Origin of the sequence: Rhodohalobacter sp., from assembly GCF_041686455.1 — a bacterium.
In the GTDB taxonomy this organism is placed as follows: Bacteria; Bacteroidota; Rhodothermia; order Balneolales; family Balneolaceae; genus Rhodohalobacter.
On sequence record NZ_JAWLDW010000206.1, the window covers coordinates 1 to 2,814 of the forward strand.

General features: G+C 42.6%; 2 protein-coding genes. Both read right to left on the reverse strand.

The window, feature by feature from the left end; genetic code table 11:
- A partial coding sequence (locus tag ACESM0_RS13585) for a hypothetical protein (protein ID WP_372906743.1) occupies window positions 1-1,799 on the reverse strand: 1,799 nt, incomplete at its 3' end.
- 79 nt (window positions 1,800-1,878) lie between these two features.
- The coding region (locus tag ACESM0_RS13590) for a dihydroorotase (RefSeq protein WP_372906744.1) at window positions 1,879-2,814 on the reverse strand (936 nt) is incomplete at its 5' end.

Here is a 2,814-nt window from a genome sequence, read left to right on the forward strand (position 1 = left end):
TTTTCTGTCTCAGCTCCTTCAGGTAAACTTATACTGTAGTTTACAAAAAGATGCTCAGGAGCATCCAGCGTAATGGGAACACGCCGATTCGTCGATTCAAATGGATTCTGATAGAGATAACCAACGATTACGGGCTTGTATTCCAAGCCTTCAGTAAAGGAAACGGCATAGTTGGGAATCTCAAAACCAGACTGAATTGAGATGATGTCAGGATTCAGTTCGTCAACAACAATTTCAGTGTTACTCAATTCCACTTCCGGATATATATCTAAAAATATCTTCTTAATGATATCACTTTCAGACTCCCCACCGACCAAACTTATTCTTATTTCTCTTGATGGAAACCCAGTGGTTTCTGCACGGATAGTTCCGGTCAAGGTTCCATTTTGATTTAAATCCCCCTCAATTCCAACCCAAAGGTTAAACACGCTTTTTCGCGGGTTGATCTCTGTCCAGTGAAAATCGTTTTCCCGAAGTAAAAACCCCTGATTGTTAAATGAATTTACCGAGATTAAATTTGGCAGACTATGCGCAAAAGATGCATCCATCACATAATTCATGCCATCAATCTCAGAGTAAACCAACATTTGGTTAAACTGAAAAAGTGAGGGAAAGGAGCGGTTTATGCGCCCAAATTCCCGACCTGAAATAAATAGCGGATACGCATCGATACCTGCTTCCCTAAGCATTCCCAAAAGCAGCGTGTTGATTTCGGCCTGATTGGTAGGTTTCCCCTCCGTCACATGCCGAAGCCCACCATCAGCATAAACTGCATTTCTTCCATTAAACTGCATATTTGAATTGACGTAATGAAAAATTGAGTCCTGTATTTCCACCTGACTTTGTATCTCTTCAAAACGCTCCAAAATATTATCAATGAGTGTGCTATTCTCATCAATACTTTCGTATGGGTTTGAATTTCTTCGTAACTGTGCGGCAATTAACTCCCAGCTATTATCTAGCGGCTGACGCGGCAGACCAAATTCACTGATCTGAAATTTAAGTTTTGCCCGAACATCATCAGTAGAAGAGAGAAAACTGGTAGCATCAATTGCCGGAATCCCTTCTGCACTCCAAACTTCTACGTTTACCGGATCTGGGCGTTCGTATGTAAAGACAAATGGAATACTGCTTGTATCCACTTCAAACTCCTGATAACTTAACTCGAAATCTACATTCTGTTCTACTACACCGTACCGTAAAAAGTCCGCATTTTTCATAAACAGAGTAGCTTTCCGAACCGGCACGCGATCCGATATGTAGAAATCGGGCAACTCCTCGATGTATCTTCTTTCAAGAGTATATTTATACTCTAATATGGACCCTGCATCTACCTCCGGCATTTCGAATTCAATGAGCCGATACCGACTGTTGAGCTCTGAATTTCGGGTATTTTCTGTATTCAGCCGGTAAAATTGTCCATTTTCCTTCCAGGTAATTCCCTCCAGGTTTGTAACTCTTTCGATATTCTCTGAAGCATAGTATGGAATCCCGACCAATGCGGCCTCGGCCTGCTCGATTGGGTCATCGGAGTAGACCTTAATACGGTTCAAATAGTGAATGTAAGCTACTATTCCACGATCCGTTTCGTCAAATTCTATGGACGCTTCCCTGGACAAATACTCGTATGGAGCGTTGTGATCCGGCCCGGGTTCATTCAACTCAGATGGCGGTGATCCGAATGTTTCAAAAATGTTTCTCTCCTGCAGAATGGTATCTTCTTGATACTGTGCAACCCCTGTAAGCGGATTAAACAGAAAAATGATTAAGAGTAACGTATATGCGATTCGATTGAGCATTCTTTCATAGTAGATGATTTATACATCCGTGAAAAAACCAATCCACCTCTTCATAAACAAGACAGATATAGATTTTTATTTACTGCGCTCTGAGCTTGTTCTCAACAAATCTACCACGATTGTATATAGCTGTTGCCCGGCCAGTTAAAGTATTGCCCAAATAAGGAGAGTTTTTAGATTTAGACCGAACTTCCTTGTCACTGTATGTCCACTCTTCATCCGTATTGAAAATTGTCAGATTTGCTTTCTCGCCCACCTTGATAGCCGGAACTTTTAGATTCAAAATCTTTCGTGGGTTTACAACAATTTTTTCCAAAACCTGCTCTATTGTTAGCTTTCCTGGCTTTAAAAGACGCATATTGGTAATGCTCCAGGCTGTATCCAATCCGGTAATTCCGTTAGGTGCATAAATAAACTCCACCTCTTTCTCTTCAATTGCGTGAGGTGCATGGTCGGTACAGATCACATCAATTGTACCATCCGCAAGACCCTCGATCATGGAATCCACATCGTCCTGGGTTCGCAACGGCGGATGCATTTTTACATTGGTGTCGAAATGGCGTTTATCAATCTCTTCATCGGTCAGGTCAAAATGGTGAGCACACACTTCAGTAGTTACGTTAACACCCTCCTCTTTCGCTTTTCTGACGAGATCTACTGCCTTACGTGTGCTGATATGAGCAACATGGATATGGCCACCGGTAAATCCGGCTATCAAAATATCCCGCGCAATCATTGTCTCTTCGGCAATTCCGGGTGTTCCCTCAAGGCCAAGTTTAGTTGAAACAATCCCTTCATTCATATGACCCGGACGTGAAAGCTCCAAATCCTCTTCGTGGTTGATAACTGGAACTTCAAGCATAGAGGAGTACTCCAGAGCTATACGCATTACCTGCGAATTATACACGGGATCACCATCATCACTGAATGCCACTGCCCCGCCGGCTTTCATGTCCGACATTTCAGCTATGGATTTTCCGGCACGCTCTTTTGTAACACAGCCGATCGGATGCAC